The following is a 26,775-nucleotide window of genomic DNA, read 5'->3' on the forward strand; positions in this document are numbered from 1 at the left end:
TTTTTTAGTTTCAGGTTCAAGGTTTCAAGTTCATCTCGATGCGTTTATCGTTGATTGAGGTAGTCCTCGATGCGCTGCGCCTTCCTCAGCAGGAATGGAGTGTGCTGCTCGCTCATCTCCATGAATTTCTTGATGGCTTTCATGGTGGTGAGGAACTCGGCGGCGAATTTCTCATGCTCCGCGTCCTGCCAGGTCTCGCCGAGGGCGGAGAAGCGGCTTTGCAGCGACGAGGCTCGCTGCTGCATGTCGGTGTTGAAGCGCTTCAGTTCCGCCGCGAAACGGCGGACCTCCTCGGGATTCATGATTGCCTGGGCCATGCGGGCAGGTTAGCCCGCCAAGGTGTTCAAGAGCAAGGACGATCCTTGCTCAATCCACATAGAGCAGCGCATTGCTGCTCATGAGCGCGTGGCAGAGGGCGGTGAGGCCGAGGAAGGCGGGATCACCGGGTGTTTTGGCGGGAGCGCCGAGCTGGACTTCCAGCGGCGTGGGGTTGGCCTTGTAGAAGTCGGTCTGGGCCTGCACGAACTCAATGCTGCCCTGCACGTCGGCCTCGGAGGGCGCTTTGCCGTTCACAAGCTTCCACGCGAGGCGGATTTGATCGGGCAGCTCCTTGCCGCCTTCGTTTTGCACGCGCTGGGCGAACTGCTGGGCGTGCACGCGCATGGTGGCGCTGTTCATGAGCAGCAGGCTCTGCGGGCTGACGGTGGTGACGGAGCGGATGTCGCAGCTCGGCTCCATGACTGGGGCGTCGAAGGTGGCGAACATCTCCAGCGGTCGTGAGCGCCGAGCCTGCACGTAGATGCTGCGGCGGAACTCGTCGCCATTGAGCGGAATGATTTTGCCGGTGGGACGGCCTGCGGTGTCCGTGGTGTCGATGCCGATCACGACCTGGCCTTCCTCATTGAACATGACGGGCACGGGCGCGCCGCCGATCCTCGGATTGAGCTTGCCGCTGATGGCGAGCAGCGAATCGCGCAGCGTCTCGGCCTCCAGGCGGCGCACGTTCATGCGGCTGAGGTAGAGATTGTCCGGATCGATGCGATCGCGTGTCGCATCACGCGTGGAGGCCTGCCGGTAGGTGCGCGAGGTCATGATGACACGATGCAGATGCTTCAAGCTCCAGCCTTCGCGCATGAACTCGGCCGCCAGCCAGTCGAGCAACTCGGGATGCGTGGGTTTGCTGCCAAGCTGGCCGAAATCGCCTGGCGTGGCGACGATGCCCTTGCCGAAATGCTGCATCCACACGCGGTTCACCATCACGCGAGCGAGCAGCGGGTGCCTGCCGTCGGTCAAAGCGTTCGCGAGAGCAAGGCGGCGGCCGGTGGTGGCCATTTTCGGGTCTTTCTCCGGCAATTCGACCTTCCGCTGGCCGGCGAGCACGGTGAGCTCGCTGGGGCCGACTTTTTCCTTCGGCTGGTCATGGTTGCCACGGTTGAAGACGAAGGTCGCAGGCACGAGCTCGGGCTTCGCTTTCGGTTCTTCGACAAAGGCGTGCAGAAACTCCTCCTTCGGCTTCGTGTCGCGCACCTTGGCCGCCGCGTCGCTCATTTCCTTCAGCTCGGCCGCATGCTTGGTCTTGTAGGTGGTGTCGTAGAGGTAGAGCGAGCCGGCGCTGAGCTGGTTGATGCGCGGCCAGGCTTTCAGCAGAGCGATCTGGTCCTTGCTGCGCTTTTTCAATTCCGTGCGGTAGGCGGCACGCAGCGCTTCACGATCCTTCTCGGGAGCCTTCAGGAGTTCCTTCTCCAGCACCTCGGTGATGAATTCCTCGGTTTTCTTCAGACGCGCATCGTCGATCTTCTTCGCCTCGACCTCGATCTTCGCGGCTTCCTTGGCCTGCGAATCGGTGAGCAGTGAGACGAGGCTGCGCGCGGGGTTGCGCCAGGCCTTGGGATCAAATCCGGGCTCAAACACGGCACGCAAGCGGTAGTAGTCGGCCTGCGAGATGGGATCGTAGCGATGGTCGTGGCACTGGGCGCAGCCAATGGTGAGGCCGTAAAGCGAGGTGCCGACCATCTTGATCGTGTCGGCGATATTGGCGTTCTTCGTGGCGTCGTCGCCCAATTCGCCGGTGCCATTGGGCGACATGCGCAGAAAGCCGGTGGCCGTGAGCTTTTCGATCGCGTCCGCCGACTCCTTGTTGAAGGGCTTCGGGATCATCTCATCGCCCGCGAGCTGCTCGCGCACGAACTGGTCAAAGGGCTTGTCCTTGTTCAGCGAGGCGATGACGTAATCGCGATACTTCCACGCCCACTTGCGCTCCAGATCCTTCTCGCCAAAGCCCTCGCTGTCGGCATAGCCAGCCGCGTCGAGCCAGTGACGGCCCCAGCGCTCGCCATAGTGCGGCGAGGCGAGCAGGCGGTCCACCAGTTGCTCGATGCTGGATGCTGGATTCTTGATATAGGCGGCGACGAAGGTATCGACTTCCTCGGGCGTCGGCGGCAAGCCGAGCAAATCGAAGCTGGCGCGACGAATGAACGTCACCGGATCGGCGTCAGGCGAGAACGAGAGTCCCTTTTCAGCGAGTTTGGCGGCGATGAACGCATCGATGCCAGGTTTCAGGTTTGAAGTTTCAGGTTTCAAGTTGGCGGCTGATGTCGCGCCCTGTGAACTTGAAACTTGAGACCTGAAACTTGGAACTTTCGGAGTGGAAATGGGCTGTAGAGACCACCACGCGCGATCTTCATCCGTGAAGGCATGCTCGGGACCGAGTTTCTCCGGCTCTGGCCGCGCCGTTTTGGCTCCTTGAGCGACCCAGGCTTCGAGTGTGGCGATGTCCTTGTCTTTGAGCTTTCCCTTTCCTTTCGGCATCTCGCCCTGTTTGACCAGCTCAAGCAGGTGGCTCTTCGCCGTGTCGCCTGGGACGATTGCGGGGCCGGTTTTGCCGCCTTTGACGATGAAACGCGCCAGACGCACGTCGAGGCCACCCTTGGTCTCTCCATCCTCGCCATGACAGTGAAAGCAGTGTGCCTTCAAAATCTGCCGCACGTCCTTTTCAAACGTCAATGGAGCCGCCGCAGCCGGTAAAGCGGCAACGAAGGTCAGAGGCAAAAGCAGGCGCGTTCTCAGCATGCCCAAAGTACGCAGACTCAGGCCGACATTTCTCGCACCGCATCATCCACCGCGCCGTCGAGCACGTCGCAGGCCTCGATGAGCGCCTCTTCGGTGACGGTGAGCGGCGGGCAAATCTTGACGGTCTGGCCCCAGGCGCCGACAGGCGCGAAGAGCAGCAGGCCGCGCTGATAGCACAGCTCGATGATGCGGTGCGCGAGGTCGTGATTCGGCTCTTTTTTACCTGGAGCAACGGTTTGCAGGCCTGCAACGAGTCCGGCGCAGGTGACGTGGCCGATGACGCTCGGATGGCGTGCCTGGATGGCTTTGCAGCGCTCGTGCAAAATGATACCGAGCTTCGCCGCATTGCCGGTGAGGTCTTCGGCGAGAAGTTTTTTGATGTTTGCAGTCGCAGCGGCGCAGCAGACGGGATTGCCGGTGTGCGTGCTGGTCATGCTGCCTGGCGGGAAGTGATCCATGATGTGCTGGCGGCCGATCACGGCGCTCAGCGGCATGCCGGAGCTGATGCCTTTGCCGCAGCAGATGAGGTCCGGCGTGACGCCGTAGTGCTCGAAGGCCCAGAACTTGCCCGTGCGGCCGAAACCGGACTGCACTTCATCAAACGTGAGCACGACCTGATGCTCATCGCACCATTGGCGCAGCTTCTGGATGTATTCGACCGGCGCAAAGTCAGGACCGACGCCCTGATAGCTCTCCATGATGACTCCGGCGATGTTTTCAGGCTTCATGCCGCTCTTTTCGATCGCTTTCAAAAAGGCATCGAAGGAGCTGTCGCCCTCCCAGTAGCCATCGGGGAACGGAGCGTTGATGATGGCCTTGTCGAGGTTCACGATCCACGACTTCTGCCCGGCCATGCCGCCGGCCTGCTGGCTGGCGAGCGTGCGGCCGTGATAACCGCGATCGAAGCCGATGATGCCGATTTTCGATGTTCCGCCGACTTTGATGCCGTGCGCACGACTGAGCTTGATGGCGCACTCGGTGGCTTCGCTCCCGCTGCTGAGCAGGAAGACCTTCTTCAAACCTTCCGGCGATACCGATGCGATGATCTCCTCGGTTTCGAGACGCTCTTCGCTGGGGAAGACGTAGTTGTGAATGAGGCCGCTGTTGATCTGATCGATCATGGCCTTGCAAATCTCCGGCGCGGCATGGCCGGCGTTGGTCACGAGCACGCCGCTGCTCCAGTCGAGCCACTTGTTGCCGTGCTTGTCGAAAACGTAGATGTCCTGCGCCTTGTCCCAGATGATGGGCGGCATGCCGCGCATGGAGAGAGGCTCCACCTCGCGCATGCGATCGAGCAGCGGGATGCTGTCCGGATGCGGCACCGGCGTGCAGATGCGGCGGTGCTTGGTTTCGACGTGAGGAACGGTTTGCGGGATGGTGCTGAATTCTTTGCCCATAATGACGACGATGATGCATGCGTCGTCATGACGCTGCTACTCGCTTTGATGCGAGTGAAGGTATTTTTGTGCGGCTCAGGGATTCTCGCGGCTCTTCACGGCCTTGAGCCGGCCTTTTTCGCCTTCCGGCCAATACGCCCCGTCCTCGATCCACTCACGCAGCATGCCGATCTGGTCGCCGGTGAGGCTGACATCGGTGCGCGGCATCATTTTCGGATGCGTGCCTCCGCGCTGGACCGCGCTGATGAGCAGGCTGCAATCGGGATCCTCCGGCAGGATGTAGTCGCGTCCGCTGGCGCTGCGGGTGAACGCAACAGCCTTGCTGGTCAGATTGAGAGATGGAGGTGGCAGCGCACCATTGTGGCAGCGCAGGCAGTGCTGCTCCAGGACCGGCTTCACCTCGGTGAGAAAGTAATGTTCGCGCTCGCTTTTGCTGACGACGGGAAGCGAGCAGGCGGTGACGACCAAAACGACGGGCAGAAGGCGAAGGATCATGAGGCGAGCATAATCACGCGATGCAAAGAGGCTATGCCGAGTTTGTGCAAAATTGGGCCGCTGCTTGACGCGGCCTGCGGAGTGTGGCGAGTTCGGCAGTATGAAACGCAAGCACCCCACACACCGGAATGGCCACTGCCGCATTGTTCTGACCGGTGGGCCGGGCGGAGGCAAGACCACGGCGGCCGATTTGTTCCGCCGTGAGATCGGCGAGAAAGTCGTGCTGGTGCCGGAGGCGGCCACGATGGTCTTCAGCGGCGGCTTTCCGCGTTCAACGCAGCCGATGGCCATCCATGCCGCTCAGCGTGCCATCTACGAGGTGCAGCGCAATCTGGAGGATGTGCAGGCCGCGCTCTACCCGGACCGTCTGCTGCTGTGTGATCGCGGCACGGTGGACGGCGCGGCCTATTGGCCGGGCGAGCCGCATCATTTTTTTGATGAGGTGGGGAGCAGCCTGGAGGCCGAGCTGGCACGCTATGACGCGGTGATTTTTTTTGAAAGCGCCGCGGTGGGCGGCATCGGCATCGAGGGGGGGAATCCGATCCGCAACGAGTCGATGGAAGAGGCGGTGGAACTGGACCACAAGTTGCGGAAATTGTGGTCGAAGCATCCCAAATTCATGCTCGTACCGCACAACCCTTCGTTCTTTAAAAAGATCTCGTTCGGGCTTGCGGTGCTCGATGGCATCGTCTCCGAACTGGGCTGCGAGGAGCGGCGAAAGAAGCGTTGATCCAAACGCCGCCATGCGCGTAATGACAAGCGCATGAGAGTCGAACTCGTCAACACAGGCACAGAACTTCTCCTCGGAGACACGGTGAACACGAACGCCGCATGGATCGGCCAGCGGCTCGCCGCGCTGGGCATCCAGGTGGCGCGGCAGACCATCGTGCCGGACGGCGCGGTGATTCGTGTGGCGATTGCCGAGGCGGCGCAGCGTTCCGATGTGGTGTTGGTCTCCGGCGGCCTCGGACCGACGAATGACGACCTCACCCGTGAATCCACCGCCGAGTTGTTGAGCCTGCCGATGGAGCTGAATGACGGCGTGATGGCGCATCTGAACGAGTACTTCGCCAAACGCGGGAAACCCGTCAGCGAGGCGACCAAACGCCAGGCCATGGTGCCACGCGGGGCGTTTGTGCTGCCAAATCCGTTCGGCACGGCCCCGGGATTGTATTTTCCGGCCGCCCTCGGCGAGATGCTCGGCTGGAACGCCCACATCTTCCTCCTTCCAGGGCCACCGCGTGAACTGAAGCCCATGGTGGAGAATGAAGTCGAGCCAAGGCTGCGTGAATGGCTGCCAGATGGTGCTTCGCGCCGTGTGTTGTATCTCAAAGTCACCGGCGTGGGCGAGTCGGATATCGTCGAGGCGGTCGAAAAACGGCTCGAATGCGTCCCCGGCCTCGATCTTGGCTATTGCATCCGTGGCGGCGATGTGGATGTGCGTCTTGCCGGATCGCAGAGTAGCGTCGATGCGGGCGCTGGCATCGTCCGCGAGGCCTTTGGCGACTGCATCACCTCCGAGGACCGTCGGATCATCGAGGAAGTCATCGTGCAGCTTCTCACCGAGCGTGGCGAATGGCTCGCCACCGCCGAATCATGCACGGGCGGCACGATTGCGAGTCGCATCACCGATGTGAGCGGTTCATCGCGTGTCTTTGGCCACGGCTGGGTGACGTATGCGAACGAAGCAAAGCAGCAGCATCTCGGAGTGCCCGCTGAACTTTTCGAGAAGCACGGCGCTGTCAGCGAGGAAGTCGCCCGTGCGATGGCGGAAGGGGCGTTGAAGCAAAGCGGCGCGGATCACGCGGTTTCCGTCACCGGCATCGCCGGCCCGACGGGCGGCACGCCGGAAAAGCCCGTGGGCACGGTTTGGATCGGGTTGGCTTCGAAAAACGCGGAGACCTGGGCTTTGAAGCGATTTTATCCCGGCGCACGCGACCGTTTCAAGCTGCTCACGTCACAAGCGGCGCTGGACATCCTGCGGCGGAGGTTGTGCGGGCTGAAACTGCGGGTTTGAAAGTACGACGGACACTCCTGTCTGTCGAGTGTGGCGGAGCGTTGATCGACGGACAGGAGTGTCCGTCGTACTGACTCAATGCGCCGCTTTCACCTGATCCCAGACCTTGCTGTACTTCGCGAGGTCGGGGCCGAGGTCTTCGATGACCTCGCATTTGGCCTGCAACTCGGCGGGAATGGTGATGGCAGGGTTTTTGAGGAACTCGGGGCTGACTTTTTCGAGAGCAGGTTTGTTGGGGCAGTAGTAGCCCATCCATTCCATGTTTTCGGCAGCGATGGCGGGATCGAGTACGAAATTGATGAAGGCGTGGGCGAGTTCGGCCTGCTTGGCGGTCTTGGGGATGACCATTTCGTCGCAGCCGATGGTGACACCTTCGCGGGGGATGAGGATTTCGACTTTCGGGTTTTCCATCTGCACCTGGAAGAGGTCGCCGCTGTAGCCGTGGACAAGGTGAAACTCAGCGGAGTCGATGCCGGCCTTGTAGCCTTCGTTGTCGAAGCGGGCAATGTTCTTCTTCCAACGGATGAGCACGTCGCGTGCGGCGGCGAGATGGGCCTCGTCGCGGGTGTTGATGCTGTGGCCAAGGGATTTGAGCGCGGCGCCGATGCTTTCGCGCATGTCGTCGAGCAGCGTGACACGTCCGGCTAGCGCGGGACGGTCAAACATGGCCCACGAGGCCTCGGCGTCCTTGATTTTGTCTTTGCGCACGGCGATCGCCGCGTAGGCGAAGGTGTAGGGTACGCTGTGCTCCATCGTCTTGTCCGTGACCTTGGCAAGAACAGCGGGATCGATGTTGGGCAAGTTCGGAACCTTTGTGTGATCCAGTTTCGCCAGCATGCCCTGCGCATTCATGACCTGGATCATGTAGGCGGTGGGAAACACGAGGTCGTAGCCAGTCGCTCCCGCCTTGAGCTTTGCATACATGCTTTCATTCGAGTCGAAGGTGTCCACGACCACCTTGCAGCCGTGCTGCTTTTCGAATTTCTCGACGACCTCGGGACTGACGTAGTCGGCCCAGGTGTAGATGTGCAGCGTCTGTGCGCACGCGCTGACTGCGAGCAGAAGAAAGCAAACCAGCGTCTTCATGCGGCGGCGGGGCGCAGCACCGGAATGGCTGGCTGGCGACGTATGGCGGCCTCGGTATTGTAGGCCGCAAGCAGGAGGCAGGAGAATGTCAGATCACTGAGGAGTGATTGACGCAGAAACCATGTCGTGGGCTGCATTCCGGGCAGGCCAATGCCCGTGGTGAGTGCTTGCACCCATCCGGCGAGATTCTTCGTGTATGCGGGCTCGACGAGCCAGGAGACGGTGTTGGTGACGAGGTAAAAACCAATTCCGCAACCGATCACGCCGAGCAAGGTGCCGACGAGGCCGATCCTGCCACGAAGGCGAGCAGCCAGCCATGCGACGAGGCCGAAGCAGCCGTAAACCGCGACCGCTTCCCAGTGCAGCACCGCGCTCAATCCCGTGGCCGCGATGCCGATGACGAACAGCAGCACAGGGATGAGCAGGAAGGAGACACGCTTCGGAAACACCAGTGTGCCGGTGAAAGCGAGAGCCATCCAAGGAGAGAAGTTTTCGAGCCAGGGGAGGTGAACAAAACCAGCGAGCTTGAGATAGCGAAAGGCCACCGCCGCCAGAATCAAAACGATCGGGACGAGGAAGGCGCGTGAGGATTGGGATTTCATGTCGGAAAGGAAGGTTGATACGACGACTTTGCTCAGACTGCGACGCCTTTCTTGCGGAGGAAGGGCACGAGTTCGTCCACGCCAAAGTCTGCAAGCACCTCGCCGTCCCAGTCCATGGTCGGCGCCTTGCTCTGGCCGCTGAGGTCAATCATGGCCTGCATGGCCTCGCGATTGCCGGTGACGGTGACTTTTTCATACGCGATGCGGCGGGCGTCGAGGTAATCGAGCACTTCATCACACCACGGGCAGCCGGTTTTGACATAGAGGACAGGTTTGATCATGCCCGCATGATGCCGCGTCGGGGCAGGGAGGCAAGCGCGGGTCCGGGATTCGCGGTTGACCACCCCCATGCATGCTTTAATGTCACGCCGCAGTTTTCTGAGTCTCCCAACGCTCCGAATCCCGTCCTTTTGACCGAGTTAATCCCCCGAATGCGCCATCTACGACCCCAGACCGCGCTGAAGGTGACGTTCCACTGGACGGAACGCCTGAAAGCGACTCCCGGCACGCCCCCAACGTCCGCCGGAATGTCCTTTGAGCCCGCAGGGCCATCGTGGCCCGGCTTTGAAAACCGCAGCAGCCCGTGGTGGTGCTGTGGCTGGCCGCAGGTGCGGTCCGCCATGTGCCGCGGAGCCGTGGAAGAGGCATGCCGCCCGTTCCCGCCCGCCGCCACCCCCAGCACCCCGGCCCTGCTCGAAAACGCAACCCACCCCTACGCCAACGCAAACCATGTCCGATTATCCCAATCGCAACCGCCGTCGCAATCGCAACCGCAATCGCGGCCCCCGTCCTGACGGTCCTCGTCCGTCGCGTGAAAACCGCGAAGCCCCGCCCTCCGGCCTGCAAAAGTTTCTGAGCATCATCACCTTTGGCCTGCTCGGTAAATCCTCTCCCAAAAAACGTCCTCAGTCACCGAGTCGTCCAGCTTCAGCCGCGAATGAACCCGCTCCGCGTCCGCAGCGCGAGCCGCGCCAACGCCGCGAGTCCCCGGCGGTGAATCCGGCTGAAATCACCACCGAACGTCTTTATGTCGGCAACTTGTCTTACGATGCCACCGAGAGCGACCTGTTCGAGCTCTTCAATGGTGTCGGCGGGGTGCGGAACGCCGAGGTGGTGGTGAACAGCCGCACCCAGCGCTCCAAGGGCTTTGCCTTCGTGACGATGGGCAGCATTGAGGAGGCGCGTCGTGCTGTCGCCGAACTGAACGGCAAGGATTTCATGGGTCGTCCGCTGCAACTCAGCGGTGCCAAGCCGAACACACGCGGGGAGGGGGAAGCCTCCGCTCCACAGCAGGATGAACCCGCCGCGGCGGCCGCCTGATTTTTTTCCGATGTCCTCACCAGCCCGCAGGTTCACGCCTGCGGGCTTTTCTTTTGTCGGCGCTCGCAGAAATTGGGTGCCGTAGTGAACAAAAGTGTGTTGATTGCCTTCAAAGCAACTCATAACCACCATGCCTGCGACCCCACTGCTTGACCGGGAACCCGAACCCGGAACCACGATGACCAGCGCGCCCATCGTCAAAGTTACCCCTGAGGAAATCCGCGCCGACGAGCAATTCTGCAGTCAGCTTGAAGACCGGGCGCTGCTCAGCGGCCCCAATCGCCGCCTCCGTGACCTGCAACTGCTGTGGAGCGTGGCGAAGGACTTCATGAGCGGCTTCCGTGCGCTGCATTTCGTGGGGCCATGCATCACGGTCTTCGGTTCCGCTCGTTTCGACGAGAATCACAAGTATTACCGGCTCGCCCGGGCCACAGGAGCCGCCATGGCAAAAATGGGCTTCACCGTCATGACCGGCGGCGGTCCAGGCATCATGGAGGCGGCCAACCGCGGCGCCAAAGATGCCGGCGGGCGCAGTGTCGGCTGCAATATCCGCCTGCCCTTTGAACAGAGCCACAATCCTTATCTCGACCGCTGGGTGACAATGGAGCATTTCTTCGTACGCAAGACGCTGCTCATCAAATACAGCTACGGCTTCATCATCATGCCCGGCGGCTTTGGCACGATGGATGAGATGTTCGAGGCCCTGACCCTCATCCAGACCCGAAAACTGAAAAGTTTCCCCATAGTCATCATGGGCAGCGACTTCTGGGCGGAGATGCGCCAGTTCATGGAGCACATGCTCAAAGGAGCCACCATTAGCCCCGAGGATCTTGATTTGATCAAGTGGACCGACTCTGTGGACGAAGCCGTCGCGCACCTGCAGGAGAAGGCCGTGACACAATTTGGCCTGAGACGCTTGCGCGTGCCGCATAGCAGCGCATGGCTCGGAGAGAAGACGCTTGAAGGCGCGAATTGAAACGCCACACTCGCGTCCTCCCATGGCTGAACATACGATGCCCCTCTCGAACGGCCTCAAGCTGGGCTATGCCGAGTATGGTGATCCGCGGGGGGAGGTGATGTTTTACTTTCACGGTTGGCCGTCCTCGCATGTGCAGGGTTCGCTGTTTGATGAAGCGGCCAAAAAACACCGCATCCGGCTGATCTGCCCGGATCGTCCTGGGATCGGTCTCTCCGATTTTCAACCCCGCCGCTCTCTGGATGACTGGCCGCAGACGCTGGCGGAGCTGGCAGCACATGTGGGCGCTGACAACTATCATGTCATGGGCTGGAGCGGCGGCGGGCCATATGTGCTCGTCACAGCGCTGAAAATGCCGAAACGGCTCCTTTCCGCGTCGATCATCTGCGGCGCGCCACCACTGAAGTTTCTCGGCGACCGCGACATGTTCTGGCTCTACCGCGTCATGATTCAACTTCGGCACTATTTCCCGACCGTGCTCGGAAGCGTGCTGCGGCTGGGCGGCGTGATCGCGAAGGGGTCTCCGCAAAAAGCGCCGCTTAGATGGCTCATGAAGCTGCTGGGAGATGAAGACCGTCGCGTGCTGCTGTTGCCGGGGGTTTACGATGTCGTGCGCGATGCGACGCTAGGGGCGCTCAACCGCGGCCCACGCAGCGTGATCGCCGACGCGGACATCTATTTGAGCGAATGGGGTTTCGAGGTCAGCCAGATCACTTTTCCCATCCACTTCTGGCACGGTAAACAGGACAAAAACATCGCGTGGACCTACACCGAGCGCATCGCATCGCTCATTCCTGCGGCCACGACCCGCTGGTCGGAGAGTGACGGTCATTACTCCATGCCCATCACGCATGCCGAGCAGGTGCTCATCAGCGCGATTCAAGGAAACAGCGTGTCAACGGGAAGTCCGGGGCAGCAGGATGGGGATGCCGGCATCGATGGTGAAATGCTGGGCGCCATCCTGCGTGGTCAAGGCCGCTGAGACGCCCAGTTTGGCGCATTCCTCAGCCGTGGCACGGCGCAGGGGCTGGCGCGTGTCCGGGCAGCGCATCAACGGGAGGAAATCATCCAGCCAGAAGGTGTTGTTTTCGGTGCTCATCAATATTCAGACATGGAGGAATCAATCTCCCGCGCCCAGGCGATGATGCCGCCGGAGATGTTCCAGACGTCGTTGAAGCCCAGCTCGCGTAGCCGGCTCACGGCACGGGCGCTGCGACCGCCGCTTTTGCAATGCACGAGGATGCGTTTGTCCTTCGGCAGCTCGTTGGTGCGGTTTTCGAGCTCGCCGAGAGGAATGAGCGTGGCGCCCTCGATGCGGCAGATGGATTGCTCGTGCGGCTCGCGCACGTCGAGGAGGAAATGGTCGTCTCCGGCATCGCGGAGCTCTTTGAGTTCGTGAACGGTCATGGCTGGGAGGTCGGGGGATGCTGCGGGGGATTTGGGGATGCCGCAGAAGTCCTCGTAGTCGATGGGTTGGGTGATGGTGGGGTGGGAGCCGCACACCGGACAATCCGGATCGCGGCGCAGGGTGAGCGTGCGGAAGCGCATGCTCAGCGTGTCGAGATGAAGAAGCTTGCCCAGCAGCGGCTGGCCGATGCCGGTGATCAGTTTGATGGACTCCAGCGCCTGCATCGTGCCGATGAGGCCTGGCAGCACGCCGAGCACGCCGCCTTCCGCACACGAGGGCACGAGGCCCGGCGGCGGTGGTTGCGGGCACATGCAGCGGTAACACGGGGCACCGAGATGCGGCGCGAAGACGCCCACCTGCCCGTCAAAGCGCAGGATGCTGCCATACACATTCGGCTTCTTCAGCCACACGGCCACATCGTTGCTCAGGTAGCGGGTGGGGAAGTTATCCGTGCCGTCGATGATCACGTCGTAGCCCGCGGCGATGCGCATGGCGTTCTCGGCGCTGAAGCGCTCGGGGTAAATCTGCACATCGAGATGCGGATTGATGTCCAGCAGGCGCTCACGGGCCGCGTCGAGCTTCTTCCGGCCTAGGTCTTTTTGACCAAACAGGATCTGTCTCTGCAAATTGGTCACTTCGACGACATCCGGGTCCACGAGGCCCAGCCGGCCGATGCCCGCCGCCGCCAGGTACATCGTGATCGGCGATCCCAAGCCGCCCGCGCCGATGCACAGCACCCGAGCCGCTTTCAGCTTCCGCTGGCCCTCGATCCCGAATTCGGGAATCGCGAGGTGCCGGGCATAGCGGCGCAGTTCGTCGGGGGTCAGGTTGGACATTTGGGTTTAACGATAGACATCTCCGCGATGGCGGACACGGAAGACTCTCACCACACGGATGGTGTCAGTGATTTCATACAGCACTCGATAGTCACCCACGCGGATTCGCCAGTCCGACTTGCTGCCAGTGAGCTTTTTGGCACCCGCAGGCCTTGGATTGCGTGCCAGGTCGAGGATGGCATCCTCCGCACGCTCGCGGACTGCGGGAGCCAGCCTCCGCAGGTCCTTTTCCGCCGCTCGATCAATGAGAATCTCAAACACGGCTCTTGCGTCGGGTTTCGGCGAGATACTCGGAGAAAGGCCTGAATGAAAGCTTTCCATTCCTTGCTTCGCGCATGGCGGCACGATCCTCGGCATCTTCCAGGCGGGCGATCAGCCGCTCATACTGCTGCAAGGGCAGGATGATGGACACAGGCTTGCCATCACGGGTAATGAGGTCGGCTTTCTGAGGCTTGATCGACATGTTAAATAACTAATGGATGAAGCTGCTGAGGTAAAGCACCAGCTTGCAGGCCCATCCTCCGCGTCTAATCTGCCTCCATGCCCGATTGGACTCCCCCAACCCATGTCAATCTGGTCGATCTCGGCTTCATGGACTCGCGTTCGAAGCTCATCGACCTCGCCGCCTTCCTCGACCGCGTACAACGCGTCGGCCAGGACGGCGATTTCCGCGTACAGGCGCTGAAAAACGCCCTCACGCTGCTTTCGCAAGACAAACCGCAGCGGGCCAAGGACGTCCTACTCAGCTTCAGCGATCCCAGCACTGAGCCCATCGCCAAGGCCACCATCCAAGGTGCCATCGGAGCGCACAAAGGCTGAACTTGAAACTTTAAACCTGAAACTCGGAACTCCCAGGGATGAACTACATCGAACCCCACGGCCACATGGTCAGCCGCACCACGGATTGCTACGAGCGCATGGCACTCGCTGGCTGCCAGGCCATCTGCGAACCCGCGTTCTGGGCCGGCTTTGATCGCGCCAGCGCCGACGGCTTCTACGACTACTTCCGCCAGATCACCGAGTATGAGCCAAAGCGTGCCGCCAAGTTCGGCATCAAGCACTTCAGTTGGCTCTGCATCAACCCGAAGGAGGCCGAGGACCTCAAGCTCGCCGAGGAGGTCATCGCCCTCATCCCGCAGTTCATCGACAAGCCGGGCGTGCTCGGCATCGGCGAGATCGGCTTGAACAAAAACAGCCGCAACGAGCTCGCCATCTTCGAGCGGCACCTCCAGGTCGCGCAGGACTACGACCAGCTCGTGCTCATCCACACCCCGCACCTGGAGGACAAGCTCAAAGGCACGCGTTTGATCGTCGAGGCCCTCAAAGGCTTCTCCAAGATCAAGCCCGAGCGTGTCATCATCGACCACGTCGAGGAGCACACCATCGACCACGTGCTCGACAACGGCTTCTGGGCCGGCATCACGCTCTATCCCGAGAGCAAATGCACCCCGAACCGCGCCATCGACATGCTGGAGCACCGCCACGCCGAGCGCATCTGGATGAACAGCGCCTGCGACTGGGGCATCAGCGATCCCCTCGCCGTCCCCAAGACCATGCAAGCCATGCGCCACCGCGGCTGGACCCCCGAAATGATCCAATGCGTCGCCTGGGACAATCCCCGCGCCTTCATGGGGCAGTGTGAGAAATTCAAACTGTGATGACCGCACCGAACCTCGACACCATCGCCCTCATCGCCGGAAACGGCATCTATCCGGAGACTTTCGTCCACGCGGCGCGGAAGGCGGGTGTCAAAAAACTCGTCGCGGCAGCCTTCACGAACGAGACGAAGCCTGAACTCGCCGGTCTCGTGGATGCAATTGACTGGTTCCGCGTCGGCCAGCTTGGCAAAATGATCTCCTTCTTCAAAAAGCAGGGCGTCACACAAACCGTCATGGTGGGCCAGATCGCTCCGAAGAACCTCTTCGACCTGCGTCCGGACCTGCGCACGCTCATCATGATGGCAAAGTTGAAGCAGCGAAACGCGGAAACGCTCTTCGGCGGCATCGCGAACGAACTCGCCAAGGACGGCATCACGCTCCTTCCCGCCACCACTTTCCTTGAGGATCTCATGCCCGGCCCTGGCCACGTGGCGGGGTCATCGATCAAAAAACGTCGCCAAGAAGATGCCGAATACGGCTTTAAGATCGCCAAGGAGAGCAGCCGCCTCGACATCGGGCAGACGGTGGTCGTCAAAAACGGAACCGTGCTGGCGGTCGAAGCCTTTGAAGGCACCAATGAGGCCGTGAAACGCGGCGGCGCGCTCGGTCGCGGTGGTGCCACGATGGTCAAAGTATCCAAGCCGAACCAAGACATGCGCTTCGATGTGCCCGTCGTCGGCCCCGACACCATTCGCACGGCTGCGGGTGCCGGGGTTGATTTGATCGCGGTGGAAGCTGGCAAAACCTTGATTTTGGACAAGCAGGAGGTTTTTAGGCTCTGCCAGGAGGCCAAGGTGAGCATCATCGCCTTGGCGTGATTTTTTTCTCGCATTTCAGAGGCCGGTTGGGTCTAATCGAGGTGGATAGGGGAGAAATCCCTCGTCCTGATAACATCATAACCAACCCATAAACGCACTCATAAAATGAAAACGAAACACAACCACGCCTTCACTCTGATCGAGTTGTTGGTGGTGATCACGATCATCGCGATTCTCGCGAGTCTGGCCGTGCCCGCCTACAGCGGCATTCAGAAGATGGGCAATCAGTCCAAAGGCATCAACAACTGCAAGCAGATCATCCTCTCGCTGAAGCAGTTCTCCAAGGACAACAACAGCCAGTACACCGATTCGGTTACGAACACCCAGACTGGCGGCGTCGCTGCAACGGCGAATGACGCCTTCAGGTTCCTCATCCAGGAACAAATCGTCGCCGACGAGCGCATCTTTGGCTGCCCTGCAGGCTACAACCCCGATGGCAACATCGGAGTGGCCCCAGGATTTGGCATGGCTCTCACTCCTGGTGAAAACCACTGGGCCATGACCGCCGGTCAAACCGACGCCACCCAAGGCAACATGCCTCTTGTCTATGAAAACTCCGCCACTTACGGCTGGCCTCCGCAGTGGAATGCGGATGTCGCCGGTCAGATCAAACCGGGCCGCACATGGCCGGGCGGCGAAGTCATCATCGGCCGCAATGATGGCAGCGTTCAGGTGGAGAAACTCAATGGGAAAAGAGGCACCGTGGGCCCGAAGGTCATGGCCGGTGGCATGGATTCCTTCACCCAGGCATCTCAAGGCCAGCCACAGCGTGTTCTTCCTGCTGTCATCGCAGGAGCCGCGATGGGAGGCAGCTACAACAACATGCAGCAGCCAGGCGGACTGCCGGGTGGCCTTCCTGGTCAACCGGGCGGACTGCCGGGCGGCCTTCCGGGGCAACCAGGCGGATTGCCAGGCGGCCTTCCTGGCCAGCCGGGCGGTCTCCCGGGTGGACTTCCCGGCCAGCCTGGTGCGCTTCCTGGCGGACTTCCGGGTAATCCCTGATTTCCGTTAATCTCGAACCAATCGCGCCGCCGGATGCAAACCATCCGGCGGCATTTTTTTACCTCCCGGCAAGGTTTCGGGCAAAAAACTTGACCCTTTGGCGGCTTCCTCGCTTACTGTTGCAAATCGCACCGTTCTGTTGTTTCTCCGACAAAATGCCGAATTCAAACTCCCTTCGCCCTCTTCGATCAAAACGCCTCCGTGCAGGTGTTGTTGGAATCGCGGTCGCGATGTTCACCGCAGCATCTTCAGTGCTCGCCTTCGACACCGTCATCCTTGATCCCGGGCATGGAGCTCATGATCGAGGTGCGGCGATCGGATATGTCTATGAAAAGCATCTTGCGCTCGACACCGCGCGCCGGGTGGAGCAGTTGCTAAAAAAAGAGGGGCTGAAAGTCATCATGTCGCGCAGCCGGGACGTGTTCATTCCTCTCCAGGACCGCTCGGCGCTCGGTAACAGCAAAGGCGGGGCTATTTTTGTCAGCATTCATTACAACTACAACCGTGGCGGCAGCGGCTCGGGCGCCGAGACCTATTACCATTTCTCAAACAGCTACATGCTCGCGGCCTACATCCAGGCCTATCTCGTGCAGCGCAGCGGCATGACGAATCGCGGGGTCAAGAGCGCGAACTTCCACGTCATCCGTGCCACCACGAAAAACCCCGCCGTTCTCGTCGAGTGCGGTTTTGTCAGCAATTCGAGCGAACGCGCCCGCATGATGACCGGCGAGTTTCGCAAACGCATCGCCGAGGGTATTGCTCAAGGAATCGTGGCCTACCGAAAGGCTGAGTGATCAAGCCTCCGCCTTCGCGGCAGCCACGTTGCTGACATCTGCGTCTTTGGACTTCTCAGCCCAAACAAGATACAGGCCATACACCAGCAGCACGATCTGGCTGAGCCAGAAGCCGTAGATCTTTGGCCAGGTGCCATCCGTGAAGCCGTAGGCATGCAGACCCACGCCGAGTTGGTTCACACCAAACCATGAGAAGATCACGATGCAGCCGAGGATGAGGTTGCAGTTATGCAGGCCGACCTCGCGGATGTAGCCTCCGAGGCGGGCGTGGAGGATGACGAGGCACATGAGCACAATCATGAGCGCTCCATTTTCCTTCGGATCCCAGCCCCAGAATCGGCCCCAACTGTAGTTCGCCCAGATGCCGCCCAGAACGGTGCCGACGAGCGCGAGGAACAGGCCGCAACAGATGAAGCCATAGGCAACGCGGGTGAGGAAACGGCCTTCATCGGACTTCGGCCCGATTTTGCCAAACAACCGCTGGATGAAGTAAATCATCGAAATCAGCGCCGCGACCATGCAGGCGGCATAGCCAAGGTTGATGAGCGGCACGTGGGTCGAGAGCCAGAAGTTCGTGATGAGCACGGCCTGGAGCTGCTGAAGGGTGTCGGTGGCTTCGCTGGCCTCGAATTGAATGGCAAGGAACATGCAGGCCGTGCCGCCGACCGCGGCCACGAGCAGCCCGAGGCCGCGTTTCGTGATCCACTCGGCCACGAGGCCAAACAAGGCCACCGAGGCACCGATGAAGAGGATGGTCTCATACAGTGTGGTGATCGGCGGACGCTGCATGATGAGGCAGCGAATGACCACGCCGGTGACCGCGTAACCCGTCGCGGTGGCCAGCAGGAGCCAGGCGGCTGCCTTGGTGATCTTTTCCAGCTTCGATCCCGGAGCGATCCAGGACAGCGCCACAGCCACAAAGCCCACGAGGAAGATCCACTGGGCATAGAAGAAGTAGTCCGCTTTGATCGAGTGGCGCTCCAGCGCGATGAACTGGCCTTCGCCACGCGCCTTCGCGGCATCCTGGACTTTGGTCAGCAAGGCTTTCGAGGCCGTTTTGAACTTCGCGGCATCCGGCAGCGACAGATAGATCTCTTCATAAGCCGCCAGCCAGGCCAGTTGATCTGCGGTCACTTCCTTCTCGCCATTGATGGCGCCAAAGATGATCTCACCAGGGCCATGCCACACTTCATCGACTTTCGGAGCAGGTGGGAAGATGCGGAGCTGCTGCTCGGCATTGCCGCTCATCATGGCTCCAAGGGCGCCTTTGCCGAAATCGCGGAACCACGGGATTTGCATCGGCGGGCCGCCATTCGTGCGAACGGCGTTGGCGAGCGCATTGAGGTTTTTCGAGAGGCGCACGGGCTTTTCAACGCCTGCGGGCAATTGATCGACCTTGTCACCCACGGGTGAGCGGATGAAATCGAAGTGCCCGGTGATCATCTCATAGTCGAGGAAGTTTGCGGCGAGCTGCACGATCATGCGCTGCTCGGGAGTCTGCTTCTTCGCGGGGATCTCGCGATACTCGCTCATCTTTTCCATGAGCGTCTGCCGGGCCGGCTCGACCTCGGCAAAGGTGTATTGATCCCGCTTCGCCTTCGCCGTGAGGCCCAGCTCGGTGATGGCGGAGGAGTTATCGACCTTGAAGAGCGGCACGAGCTTCGCGATGTCGGGACGGAACCAGCTCAGCAGCAGCCACTCTGTGGCATTGAGCTTCACCGGCTTGTCGCCCTCCTTCACAATGTGCTTTTGCGTAGCCGGATCGGTGATGGGCTTGCCATCCATTTCGCCATTTTCCGTGAGCCAGATGCTCCGACGGGCGCGAAAACGCAGCAGCCGGTAGCTGGCGATGTTTTCCAGCGGCTTGATGCGGCCCGATTCCTGCACGGGCAGTGACGCAAAGGTCTCCACGACCTCTTTGTCGCGAAGTATATCGAGCGTGGGCAGCTCGGCGGCCGGCGCAAAACTCGCCAGGGCGAAGGTGAGAATCAAAAGAAGACGTTTCATGGCTTGGAGGGCTTGAGAAAGGTTAGAGCAGCTTCCACATCGCGAGGGCGAAGGCGGCATTGAAGGCGACGATGAGGCCGATGGAGAACTTCCAAGGCTCCACTTTGATGAAGCGAGCGAGCATCATGAGGAAATGCAGCAGCAGGCCCTCGGCGACGATGATGCAGGAGATGAGCGGCCAGTGGTCGGAGGGGTTTTCCACGATCTGGAAGCCGCTGCTCTTCACGCCGCTGCCACTGCGCGTGCCGTCGTCAAAAGTCTGCTGGAAGACCGCGAAGCCCTCGCTGCGCACGGGCTCGTTCATGGTGATGACGCGTTTTTCCTCACGGCCATTCTCGAGCTTGGTCACCCAGCTGGTGAAGCGACGCGCACGCTCGGTGCCGGGATGCTTCTCCTGCTCGGTTTTGTCGAGCTTGATGGCAAACGGCAGCTTGTAGGTGCGGTGGACGAGGGAGAGCAGATACTTGTCACTGCCCACGGTCACGGTCCACGGCGCTGCAGCGAACTCCCACAGGATGCCCTTCTGCTCCGCGCCGGTCTTTTTATCCTTCACGATGGCCACGCAGGCGCTGGCGAGCTGCTCATCCGCCATCGCCGCGCCAGATTCATCGAGCATGCTGACCTCCTGGATGAAGTAGCCGTCAATGGCATCGCTGCGGGAGCCGTCGCGGTCGGGCTTGGGCTGCGCGTGCTTCTTCCAGTTGGTGATCATGAGATCAAACGGCAGGCTCTCGTGCGTGAAGGTGCGGCCTTTGCCGGCGGAGAGGTCGGAATACATGGATTGGTCGATCACGAGGGCGCCGCGCTTCGCCTTTTCATCCGTCTGCACCTTCTCGATCTCGATGACGCGGTCGTGGAAGCTCAGGAACTCATCGCTCGTCTCGCCCTCGCGGAGGCTCATGTTTCCCTCCACCGCAAAATGGTAGCTCACCGCGCCCGCAGCGATCATGAACAGGATGGCAAAGTGCGAGATGATGACGCCAATGGTCTTCGGCGACTTGCGGATGCGAATGATGCCGCCGAGAAACATGTTCACGAACAGCACCGCCATCAGCGTGTAGCCGCCGGGCAGGATGGGCAGCGGGAAGGTCACATTGCCGATGTCCGCATACGCGTTCAGCGCCAGCGCCCGCCAGCACGCGCCGATGTCGATGCGATCGACGAAGAAGGACTCAAAGTAACGCGCCTGGCTGGCCACGAGGCCAAACTCTGCCTGCTCCAGCGTGCCGAGGAAGGTGATGAGCAGCAGCAACGCCAGCACGACCGTGGCAAGGCCGAAGCTGGAGAGGAAGCTGATGAGGCGTGATAGGGGGCTGAGAGGACGAGAGGTCACGGTGGGGGTGGCGAGGCTGGGAAATGACGAATTCAGAATGACGAATGACGAATGAATGACGAAGCCCAAATGATGAACGCAGCCAGTTCGGGCTTCGTCATTGGGCATTCATTCGTCATTCTGAATTCTGGTTTCGTCATTCCTTTGGCAGGTTCGGTTTGATCGACTGGCAGAAGGTATCAAAGGCGGCGTTGTTCTGCTCGACGAGGGCTTTGGGGCCGGTGAGCTTCACGAAGATGGTGGCCTGCTCGGTGCTGTGGATGAGGCCAAGCATGCGGTAGCCGGTCTTGGCGGTGTCGGCACCGAAGCCTTTGAAGTCGCCATCGAAGGCCACAAAGGTCGCCTCGCGGTTGAAGAAGGGCTTTTTCGGCAGCTTGGCGAGTTCGTCGGGCGTGTAGGCGGGCTGGCCCATCTGCATGCGCCAGCGATTCACGTTGGCCTCAAGGCCACCCGCGGAGCCGGGCATGAGGGAGATGTAGCACTCGCCTTCTTTGTTGGGGCCAAAGCGCAGGTCGAGCAGGCGCATGCCCATCGGGTCAGGTGTGGTGTTTTCACTCCAGCCATCCGGCACAGTCCAGGTGAGCAGACTTCGAAAGTCCGGGCGCTGCTGTTCTGGTTCGTTTTTGGCATCGTCAAAGAACCGCGTGGCGCTGGGGATGTCGATGTTCGGCTTGGCAGCGTGCGTGGAGATCTCACGCGATTCGGTGATGGCCTCACGCTCGCCGAGGCGATCGCAGGATGCGGAAAGTAGGCCGCAGGCGACGACCGCGCAGCGGTGGAGGGGGGATTTCATCGAGGAGAAACGCATGAATGGGCTGGATGATTAGCAGCATCCGGGTTGAACGCCATGAAGATACGCTAGCGCATGAAGCAAAGATGTGGGCTGGCGACAGTTCGTCACCGCATCAGACTATTTTGCCGATGATCTAACGACGAGCCAGATTATGAACCCTTGTGATCTGTGTGGCAGGCCTTGCAGTTCACGGCGGTCTTGTAGGCGGCGACGCCGTTGGCGTCCTTGGCCTGGATTTTCTTCACCGCGCCGATGAGCGCCTGGCATTTCGTCACCCAGGCGGCCTTGTCACCCTTGGGCGGGGTGGCGGCGCACATGTCCTGGTAAACTTTGAGCATCGTGCCGAGTTCCGCATCACTTGCGGTGCCTCCGGCGACTTTCTTGCAAAGAGCATCGTCGGGCTTGTGATACTGCTTCATGGCTGTTTTGATGACATCGCTGCCACCGGCGGCCGGTTTGGCGGCCTTCGGATCAGCTTTGGCGGGAGCGGGCGGCGGGGCAGGGGGAGCGGGCGGCGGGGCGGTCAACTTCGCGATCTCGGCCTCGGTGAGGCCCACGTTGACCTTTAGGCCGGGAAGCTGGCCTTCGAGCGCCTTCGCACCATTTTGCGTGACACCGGTCTGCCAGACGAAAAGCTTCTTCAAGCCCTTGGCGGCGGCCAATTTGGCGATTCCACCGTCCGTGACCTTGTCGCCGTAAAGGTTGAGGTATTCGAGGTTTTGCAGGCCGGCGAGCTTCGCGAGACCGGCGTCGCTGAACTTGGTGTTTTCAAGGTGGAGGCGCTCAAGATTGCTCATCTGCGCCAGCGTTTCGGCCGCGGCGTCGGTGATCTGGCTGCGGGCCAGATCGACCCACACGACGTGCTTGGCGATCGGCGCAAGCATGGCGAGTTCTTTGTCGCCAAATTTGTCGGCGGCGTTGATGACGCCGAGGCGGAGCTGCTCGGTGTCCTGGGCGAGGGGCATGAGCGAGGCGTTGAGCGCCTGCATCTTCGCGCTGATCTCGGCGACTTGTTTTTTCTCGGCTTCGGTGAGTGCGGCAGGCTTGGGCTTGGCGGCTTTCACCGGCGCGGCGGCTTTCGGCAGGCCTTTGGCCAGGAGAACGGCCAAGGCACCCTCCACATCGGCGGTGGGCTTCGTGGCGGCGACGGTGGCGTTCTCGGAGGCACCGGTTTCGATCCACCACTTCAGGATGGCGACTTCCTCCTTCGTGAGCTGCGGCTCATCGCTCGGCGGCATGTGCTCGTCGTCGTCGGTGGGCAGGTTCGCGCGGATGAGCATGAGGCTGTCCTTGCTGTTTTTGGCAATCACCGTCGTGGGGCCGTCGCCACCACCTTTCATGATGGCTGCGTAATCGTGGAGCTGAAGCTTGCCCTTCTTCTTTTCCTCGCCGTGGCAGCTCACGCACTTCGCGGCCATGATCGGGGCGATGACATCGCGGTAAACGACCGCTTTCTCGGCGATGGCAGCGTCCAGTTTGCCACCCGCGGCAGGTGTGGCGGCGGGGGCGGCTGGTTTGGCAGCGGCAGGCGCCGGGGCAGCTGGCTTCGCGGCGGCAGGAGCGGCAGCAGCCGGAGTGGCGGCAGCCACGGCAACGGGTTTGGCGTCGTCCTCGGCCGTCCAGCCGTTGTTGATGTGAGCGTTGGGCAGCTTGCCCTTCAGCGCGGCCACGCCGGCCTTGGTGACTCCGCTCTGCCAAAGGTAGAGCGCCTTCAGCTTGCCAAGAGCGGCCAGCTTCGCGATCCCGACGTCGGTGACTTTCGTGCTGTAGAGATTGAGGTATTCGAGTTCGGCGAGGCCTTTGAGGTGATCGAGCCCCGCGTCACCGACGGTGGTGCCTTCAAGGTGCAGTTCCTTGAGGTTCTTCATGGCCGCGAGCTTCGCGAGACCGGCGTCGGTGACTTTGGTGCGGGCGAGATCGAGGGAGGCGATTTTGTCAGCAATCGGGGCCAGCGCGTCGAGTCCGGCGTCGGAAAACTCCTTCGCGACATTGAGCGCCGTGAAGCGAAACGTCTTCGCATCGGCGGCGATCGGCATCAGCGAAGCGCCTGTGGCGTTCACTTTCTGCATCGCAGCTTCGACGGCGGGATCAGCGGCTTTTTTGTCATCGGCGGCATGCGCGGCGAGGGCGAACGCCAGGGCGAGAGTCAGGGTGGTTGTTTTCATGAAAATGGCAGGGGAGGGTGGTTGTTTGAACCAGGCAAGAAAAGGAGCGAATTGGACTAACCTTTCACGATGGCCTCGGCGGCGGCCTTGAGTTCAGCGGGGACGGCGGCGGCGTCAAACTTCTGCGTGTTGCTCGCGCCCTGCTGGATCCACCATTTGATGAGCGCGGTCTCCTCCTTGGTCAGCTGGTCCTTGCCCTCAGGAGGCATGTGCCCGTCCTCGTCCTCGGCCGAGCTGATGAGCTGAACGGTGACGCTTTCGTCTGGCTTGCCGGGCACGATGTTCTTGTCCCCGCTTTCCTCGCCGCCTTTCATGGTGAACTCGAAGGTGTCGAGACGCAGCTCGCCCTTCTGTTTTTCCTCACCGTGGCATTTGTTGCACTTCGCCTCGAAAATCGGCAGGATGACGTGCTGGAAGACCAGCTTGTCGCCACCGGTCGCGGGAGCGGGAGGCGTTGGAGCTGTCGGCATGGGTGCTGGAGGCGTGTTCGGGGCGGTCTCGGGTGCCTTGGGCGGTGTTTCGACAACTTTTGGAGTCTCGGGGGCTTTTTCCTCCACCTTTTCCTCTTTCGGCTCCTCCACCAAGCCTAGCATGAACTTCTCCATGCCGACCATCGGCCCTTTGATCCACGCCGGGGCGTGTTGGGTGAGGAATTTGCTGCCGTGGCTCAAATTGCCACCGAAATGCGCGCCGAGGCCCATGATGCCGAAGCTGATGAAGTAGAGTGCGCGATAAGCGTTCAGCAGTTCGGTGCTGTCGCGCCCCATCGCCACGATGCGCACGGCAAGCGAAAGCAGGACGCCTGCGGTGCCGATGAGCGCCATGGTCTGGTGCAGGCTGAAATTGCCGCCAGTATAGCCGCCCTCACGCGAAAGCATGATGCCCGCGAAAACGGCCATCAAGGCTCCGGCGGAGCCGACGATGAGCATGAGCAGCGAAGCCTCGCCAAACTTCTTCTCCCCGCGCTGCGTGGAGCAGATCAGCTCGAAAAGGCAAAGCAGACCCAGAATCCCCACCGGCAGGTGCAGCAGGATCGGATGAAACCTGCCGATGAACAGCACCGTGCTCGAAGGCTCGACCTTCGGAGCCTCATACAATGGCGGAAAAATGAGCAGCCCGAGCAGGAAGACCACAAACATGGCAATCGTGGCGATCCAGGCGGCGGTGAATGATTTCGGTTCGTCGGTTTCGGGCGAATGCGAAGACATGGGGGAAATGAGCGAGGGTTGGTGAGATATGGCGCTTCTAGTAACGGCAGCCCAGCGAAATATTCATCACGAACCTGATGGCCGATGCTGCCAGTTTTCACATCGCCTTTTGTCGGATGCTGACCGTATCCTGTCGCTCCTTTTCCCCCACCCATGCCCAAAACCGTCCTCCACTGGTTCCGCCGTGATCTGCGCCTCACGGACAATACCGCGCTTCATCACGCCACGAAGGCCGCGGAGCAGGTCGTGCCGGTGTATGTGCTCAATGATTGGAAAAACAGCCACGGCTGGACCGGGCCGAACCGCCAGCAGTTCCTCTGCGGCAACCTCGAATCGCTCGCGAAGAACCTCGAAACCCTCGGCAGCCGGCTCATCGTGCGCTGTGGCAAGGCGGATGCCGAGCTCGAGCGCCTCGTGCGCGAGACGCAGGCTGGCGCGATCTATTTCAACCGCGACTACGATCCCTTCGGCCGCGAGATGGAAAAGAAAATCGCCGCGGTCTGCACGCGGCTCGGCATCGAGTGCCATGGCTTTGACGACAGCGTCATGCACGCTCCGGAAACCGTGCTCACCGGCTCGGCGATGCCTTACCGGGTTTACACGCCCTACTCGAAGAACTGGCTCAGCCTCGAAAAAGCCGCGCCACTGCCCCGCGTGACCTGGTTGGGCCCGAAAGCGGCCGAAAGCATCACCAGCCTGCCGCTGCCCACGCTCGCGCATTGGAAACTGCCCGAGCCCACGGCGCAGATTCTGCCCTCCGGCGAGCGGGCGGCTCGTGATCGCATGAAGCGCTTCATCGAGACCGGCATATTGAAAGGCTACTCCGCGAATCGCAACACACCCAGCGGCCAGACCACCTCGATGCTCAGCCAGGACCTGCGCTACGGCCTCATCGGCATCCGCGATCTGTATGCCCGCTGCGCCGCCATCGAAAAAGGCAGCACCTACATCAAGGAGCTCGCCTGGCGTGAGTTCTACTTCGCCATCCTGTGGTTCTACCCGGAGGTCTTCGAGCACGAGTTCAATCCCGACTGGCGCGGCCTGCCTTGGCCGGGCACCGACGCTGATTTCCAGCGCTGGGCCACCGGCACCACCGGCTTTCCGATTGTCGATGCCGGCATGCGGCAGCTCTTGCAGACCGGCCTCATGCACAACCGCCTGCGCATGATCACCGCCATGTTCCTCACCAAGGACCTGCACTGCGACTGGCGGCTCGGCGAGGCCTTCTTCATGCAGCAGCTCGTCGATGGCGAAAACGCCAGCAACAACGGCGGCTGGCAATGGTCCGCAGGCACCGGTGCGGATGCCGCGCCCTACTTCCGCATCCAAAATCCCTGGCTGCAAAGCGCCCGCTTCGATCCCGAGGGCGCCTTCATCAAAAGATGGGTCCCGGAGCTCAAGGACGTGCCCGCCCCGCTCCTCCACGAACCTCCGAAGCCCGGCCTCCCTCTCGCCAAAGGCTACCCCCTCCCCATGGTCGATCACCACACGGAGCGCGACCGCTGCCTCGCCATCTTTGCGAAGCACAAGGCGGAGCGGAGCTGATGCCTATCGTCAATAAGCACTTGGGACAGACGTGCCGGACAGCTCCACCCCCGGCTTGATCCTGCGGACCAGTTGTTGTTCAATTTAATAAAGGAAAGAGATGATTCATGACATGACATTAGGGCGTGTTTTAAAATTGGTTTCTGAGGGATAAAGTGCAGATGGCAAGAAGGACAAAAGCCATGAATGAAACATCGGTTTTGTCATACCGGGTGGCCACGCGTTGCATGCGTTTGATCTTTTCAA

At 61.0% G+C, this 26,775-nt stretch carries 26 protein-coding genes; 11 read left to right on the forward strand and 15 right to left on the reverse strand.

Going from position 1 to position 26,775, the window contains the following annotated elements:
• Nucleotides 1-44: 44 nt before the first annotated feature.
• From ACILSE_RS17645 to ACILSE_RS17660, 4 genes are all read right to left on the reverse strand, one after another.
• Entirely contained in the window at nt 45-317 is a 273-nt protein-coding gene (locus tag ACILSE_RS17645; protein WP_294226419.1) for a WXG100 family type VII secretion target, read from the reverse strand.
• A gap of 49 nt (nt 318-366) precedes the next feature.
• Entirely contained in the window at nt 367-3,069 is a 2,703-nt protein-coding gene (locus ACILSE_RS17650; protein WP_395718743.1) for a DUF1553 domain-containing protein, read from the reverse strand.
• Between the two features lie 17 nt (nt 3,070-3,086).
• Nucleotides 3,087-4,466 carry an aspartate aminotransferase family protein gene (locus ACILSE_RS17655; protein ID WP_395718744.1) on the reverse strand — a complete coding sequence of 460 codons (1,380 nt, stop codon included), beginning with the start codon at nt 4,464-4,466 and terminating at the stop codon, nt 3,087-3,089.
• 75 nt (nt 4,467-4,541) lie between these two features.
• Nucleotides 4,542-4,961 (reverse strand): c-type cytochrome domain-containing protein, encoded by a 420-nt coding sequence (locus ACILSE_RS17660; RefSeq protein WP_395718745.1) that lies wholly within the window; start codon nt 4,959-4,961, stop codon nt 4,542-4,544.
• A 100-nt stretch (nt 4,962-5,061) separates the two neighbouring features.
• On the opposite strand from ACILSE_RS17660, the gene ACILSE_RS17665 reads away from it, so the two are divergent.
• Together ACILSE_RS17665 and ACILSE_RS17670 are read left to right on the forward strand one after the other, a co-directional pair.
• Nucleotides 5,062-5,691 (forward strand): AAA family ATPase, encoded by a 630-nt coding sequence (locus tag ACILSE_RS17665; RefSeq protein WP_395718746.1) that lies wholly within the window; start codon nt 5,062-5,064, stop codon nt 5,689-5,691.
• A gap of 33 nt (nt 5,692-5,724) precedes the next feature.
• Complete coding sequence (locus ACILSE_RS17670; protein ID WP_395718747.1) at nt 5,725-6,978, forward strand: competence/damage-inducible protein A; 1,254 nt, start codon at nt 5,725-5,727, stop codon at nt 6,976-6,978.
• 75 nt (nt 6,979-7,053) lie between these two features.
• On the opposite strand, the gene ACILSE_RS17675 is transcribed toward ACILSE_RS17670, so the two are convergent.
• Genes ACILSE_RS17675 through ACILSE_RS17685 form a run of 3 tightly spaced genes read right to left on the reverse strand, consistent with a single transcriptional unit; the run spans nt 7,054 to nt 8,947 of the window.
• A complete protein-coding gene (locus ACILSE_RS17675) occupies nt 7,054-8,064 on the reverse strand; it encodes a spermidine/putrescine ABC transporter substrate-binding protein (RefSeq protein WP_395718748.1) in 1,011 nt (336 codons plus the stop codon).
• Entirely contained in the window at nt 8,061-8,666 is a 606-nt protein-coding gene (locus tag ACILSE_RS17680) for a DUF6580 family putative transport protein (RefSeq protein WP_395718749.1), read from the reverse strand. Before ACILSE_RS17680 ends, ACILSE_RS17675 begins: the two co-directional genes overlap by 4 nt.
• 32 nt (nt 8,667-8,698) lie before the next feature.
• Nucleotides 8,699-8,947, reverse strand: a complete 249-nt coding sequence (locus ACILSE_RS17685) for a glutaredoxin family protein (protein WP_395718750.1) — start codon at nt 8,945-8,947, stop codon at nt 8,699-8,701.
• Nucleotides 8,948-9,395: 448 nt separating this feature from the next.
• On the opposite strand from ACILSE_RS17685, the gene ACILSE_RS17690 reads away from it, so the two are divergent.
• The 3 genes from ACILSE_RS17690 to ACILSE_RS17700 all read left to right on the forward strand — a co-directional run bounded on the left by ACILSE_RS17690 (nt 9,396) and on the right by ACILSE_RS17700 (nt 11,944).
• Nucleotides 9,396-9,986 (forward strand): RNA recognition motif domain-containing protein, encoded by a 591-nt coding sequence (locus tag ACILSE_RS17690; RefSeq protein WP_395718751.1) that lies wholly within the window; start codon nt 9,396-9,398, stop codon nt 9,984-9,986.
• Nucleotides 9,987-10,116: 130 nt separating this feature from the next.
• Nucleotides 10,117-10,962 (forward strand): TIGR00730 family Rossman fold protein, encoded by an 846-nt coding sequence (locus tag ACILSE_RS17695; RefSeq protein WP_395718752.1) that lies wholly within the window; start codon nt 10,117-10,119, stop codon nt 10,960-10,962.
• Between the two features lie 22 nt (nt 10,963-10,984).
• On the forward strand, nt 10,985-11,944 hold the full coding sequence (locus ACILSE_RS17700; RefSeq protein WP_395718753.1) for an alpha/beta fold hydrolase: 960 nt from the start codon (nt 10,985-10,987) through the stop codon (nt 11,942-11,944).
• 116 nt (nt 11,945-12,060) lie between these two features.
• Here ACILSE_RS17700 and moeB read toward each other — a convergent pair whose 3' ends face one another.
• From moeB to ACILSE_RS17715, 3 genes are read right to left on the reverse strand one after another with little or no spacing between them, the layout of a single operon-like run.
• Nucleotides 12,061-13,206, reverse strand: a complete 1,146-nt coding sequence (gene moeB / locus ACILSE_RS17705) for a molybdopterin-synthase adenylyltransferase MoeB (RefSeq protein WP_395718754.1) — start codon at nt 13,204-13,206, stop codon at nt 12,061-12,063.
• Nucleotides 13,207-13,212: 6 nt separating this feature from the next.
• A complete protein-coding gene (locus ACILSE_RS17710) occupies nt 13,213-13,467 on the reverse strand; it encodes a type II toxin-antitoxin system RelE/ParE family toxin (RefSeq protein WP_395718755.1) in 255 nt (84 codons plus the stop codon).
• Complete coding sequence (locus ACILSE_RS17715; protein ID WP_395718756.1) at nt 13,460-13,669, reverse strand: hypothetical protein; 210 nt, start codon at nt 13,667-13,669, stop codon at nt 13,460-13,462. Before ACILSE_RS17715 ends, ACILSE_RS17710 begins: the two co-directional genes overlap by 8 nt.
• Before the next feature lie 77 nt (nt 13,670-13,746).
• Here ACILSE_RS17715 and ACILSE_RS17720 point away from each other — a divergent pair, with 77 nt between their 5' ends.
• The 5 genes from ACILSE_RS17720 to ACILSE_RS17740 all read left to right on the forward strand — a co-directional run bounded on the left by ACILSE_RS17720 (nt 13,747) and on the right by ACILSE_RS17740 (nt 17,478).
• Nucleotides 13,747-14,025, forward strand: coding sequence for a hypothetical protein (locus ACILSE_RS17720; RefSeq protein ID WP_395718757.1), 279 nt, complete (start codon nt 13,747-13,749; stop codon nt 14,023-14,025).
• Nucleotides 14,026-14,063: 38 nt separating this feature from the next.
• The gene (locus ACILSE_RS17725) at nt 14,064-14,864 is read left to right on the forward strand and encodes a TatD family hydrolase (RefSeq protein WP_395718758.1); all 801 of its coding nucleotides are present in this window, start codon (nt 14,064-14,066) and stop codon (nt 14,862-14,864) included.
• A complete protein-coding gene (locus ACILSE_RS17730; protein WP_395718759.1) occupies nt 14,864-15,682 on the forward strand; it encodes an LpxI family protein in 819 nt (272 codons plus the stop codon). Before ACILSE_RS17725 ends, ACILSE_RS17730 begins: the two co-directional genes overlap by 1 nt.
• 105 nt (nt 15,683-15,787) lie before the next feature.
• A complete protein-coding gene (locus ACILSE_RS17735; RefSeq protein ID WP_395718760.1) occupies nt 15,788-16,684 on the forward strand; it encodes a type IV pilin protein in 897 nt (298 codons plus the stop codon).
• Nucleotides 16,685-16,914: 230 nt separating this feature from the next.
• A complete protein-coding gene (locus ACILSE_RS17740) occupies nt 16,915-17,478 on the forward strand; it encodes an N-acetylmuramoyl-L-alanine amidase (RefSeq protein ID WP_395718761.1) in 564 nt (187 codons plus the stop codon).
• Here ACILSE_RS17740 and ACILSE_RS17745 read toward each other — a convergent pair whose 3' ends face one another.
• The 5 genes from ACILSE_RS17745 to ACILSE_RS17765 form a co-directional block, all read right to left on the reverse strand.
• Nucleotides 17,479-19,485 carry a cytochrome c biogenesis protein gene (locus ACILSE_RS17745; protein ID WP_395718762.1) on the reverse strand — a complete coding sequence of 669 codons (2,007 nt, stop codon included), beginning with the start codon at nt 19,483-19,485 and terminating at the stop codon, nt 17,479-17,481.
• 22 nt (nt 19,486-19,507) lie between these two features.
• A complete protein-coding gene (locus ACILSE_RS17750; protein WP_395718763.1) occupies nt 19,508-20,818 on the reverse strand; it encodes a cytochrome c biogenesis protein ResB in 1,311 nt (436 codons plus the stop codon).
• Between the two features lie 136 nt (nt 20,819-20,954).
• The gene (locus ACILSE_RS17755; RefSeq protein WP_395718764.1) at nt 20,955-21,611 is read right to left on the reverse strand and encodes a hypothetical protein; all 657 of its coding nucleotides are present in this window, start codon (nt 21,609-21,611) and stop codon (nt 20,955-20,957) included.
• A 149-nt stretch (nt 21,612-21,760) separates the two neighbouring features.
• A complete protein-coding gene (locus tag ACILSE_RS17760) occupies nt 21,761-23,776 on the reverse strand; it encodes a c-type cytochrome domain-containing protein (RefSeq protein WP_395718765.1) in 2,016 nt (671 codons plus the stop codon).
• Nucleotides 23,777-23,832: 56 nt separating this feature from the next.
• Complete coding sequence (locus tag ACILSE_RS17765) at nt 23,833-24,984, reverse strand: c-type cytochrome domain-containing protein (RefSeq protein WP_395718766.1); 1,152 nt, start codon at nt 24,982-24,984, stop codon at nt 23,833-23,835.
• Between the two features lie 153 nt (nt 24,985-25,137).
• Between ACILSE_RS17765 and ACILSE_RS17770 the strand changes: the two genes are divergently transcribed.
• A complete protein-coding gene (locus ACILSE_RS17770; RefSeq protein ID WP_395718767.1) occupies nt 25,138-26,529 on the forward strand; it encodes a cryptochrome/photolyase family protein in 1,392 nt (463 codons plus the stop codon).
• The last annotated feature ends 246 nt before the right edge of the window (nt 26,530-26,775 follow it).

The sequence above is a fragment of the Prosthecobacter sp. genome (genome assembly GCF_044236155.1).
GTDB lineage: Bacteria > Verrucomicrobiota > Verrucomicrobiia > Verrucomicrobiales > Verrucomicrobiaceae > Prosthecobacter.